Raw genomic sequence first — 1,403 nt, 5'->3', positions numbered from 1 at the left:
CATGCTCCAACAGCAAAAAGGAAGCTTTTTGCTGCTTTCCGACGCTTATTCACTTCGTTCATATTTATATAGAAAAGAAGTGAATGCGTTTATGTTTACGATTATTTTTTATTATATGGCTAGCATTTGGCAGGGGGGTTGGGGGGCGTTCCCCCAACAAGTGTATTTGCAGCCACGAATGAGCGATAGCGAATGATGTGGCTAGCAAATACGATGCTTGCCAAACCTAAATTTTACATTTTGAAATGAGAAAATTTTTGACGAGCAAAGCGAAAATGATAGCCACTTTTGTGGCGATTGGTGCAGGTTTTAAGTTGGATTAATTCCAACTTAACAACCAATCCAAATCATTAAAGCGATATCGTGAAGTCAAAAAGCAATTATTTTAAAATGTAAAATTTAATGGTGGGTTGTTATTAGTTATAACTTTGTTCTGCGAGTGTAAGCGAGTAGATCCAAAGTTATAAAAAAAAACGGACTAGTTTTATCTAGTCCGTTCGTCTACAAGATAGACGAATTTATGCTATACTACTCCTTGAAAGAATAATAATCTGATAAAGCATTCTCTTGCTTTTCGTCGGCCTCTTGCTCAAAGTTCCCAAATTCGAGTAAGAGGTATTTTTGTTTTTGGTCATCGCCTCTCATGAGTAGTTCTGGATTAAGCATTAATGCTCCTGTTTTTCTTTTTATTATATTTCCTTCTTCTAAAATCTTTAGCGTTCTTGAGACTGTTTGTGTACTTGTGCCTGTTTCTTTAGCAATTTCTCTAGTAGTAGCTATCATTGTATTATTGCTTAAATGTACATTATCAAGAATATAGTTAACGATTTTTAGTTTTTTTCCTCCAATCATGTCTAACATACTTATTAATTGCACCATATAAGCCTTTACGAAGTTACCAGACGTTTGTTTACGGTATAACTTATCTACTTCTATTACTTCGCCACTTTGTTCGTCTATGAGCCTCTGAGAGCCTTTATAGACTGTTCCATATCTTTCTTTCATTTTATTTTTCCTCCTTTTATCCAAATTTTAACATTGTAGTGATAAAATCACAACGAATGTAGTGAGAAATCACTACAAATGTAGTGAGAAATCACTACAAAGAAATTCCTTATAAAAACTATCATATCAACCTATATTAAACATTTAAGTAGTTAAATCTTCTTTTCTATATAAAGCGTCGGAGCATATCAGGGGGTTATCTAACATAAATGCTACCCTTCGGCTCGCTTTCGCTCGGCATTTACGTCAGATACTGCACCCCCTGAAACCCCATGCTCCAACAGCAAAAAGGAAGCTTTTTGCTGCTTTCCGACGCTTATTCACTTCGTTCATATTTATATAGAAAAGAAGTGAATGCGTTTATGTTTACGATTATTTTTTATTATATGGCTAGCATT

The 1,403-nt window shown here is 34.7% G+C and carries 2 protein-coding genes; one reads left to right on the top strand and one right to left on the bottom strand.

Translation table 11 applies throughout. The features are described 5' to 3' along the window. Positions 1-196, top strand: a 196-nt coding sequence (locus BB045_RS12225) for a hypothetical protein (RefSeq protein ID WP_218596604.1), incomplete at its 5' end; no start/stop codon positions are given. A gap of 332 nt (positions 197-528) precedes the next feature. Here BB045_RS12225 and BB045_RS08550 read toward each other — a convergent pair. Further along, positions 529-1,005: a replication/maintenance protein RepL gene (locus BB045_RS08550; RefSeq protein WP_075140678.1), complete on the bottom strand. Its 477-nt coding sequence runs from the start codon at positions 1,003-1,005 to the stop codon at positions 529-531. Between the last annotated feature and the right edge of the window lie 398 nt (positions 1,006-1,403).

This window comes from Staphylococcus sp. MB377, assembly GCF_001922505.1.
Lineage (GTDB): Bacteria > Bacillota > Bacilli > Staphylococcales > Staphylococcaceae > Staphylococcus > Staphylococcus haemolyticus.
Note: the sequence above shows the minus strand (reverse complement) of the source record. Positions and strands in the feature narration are given on the sequence as shown.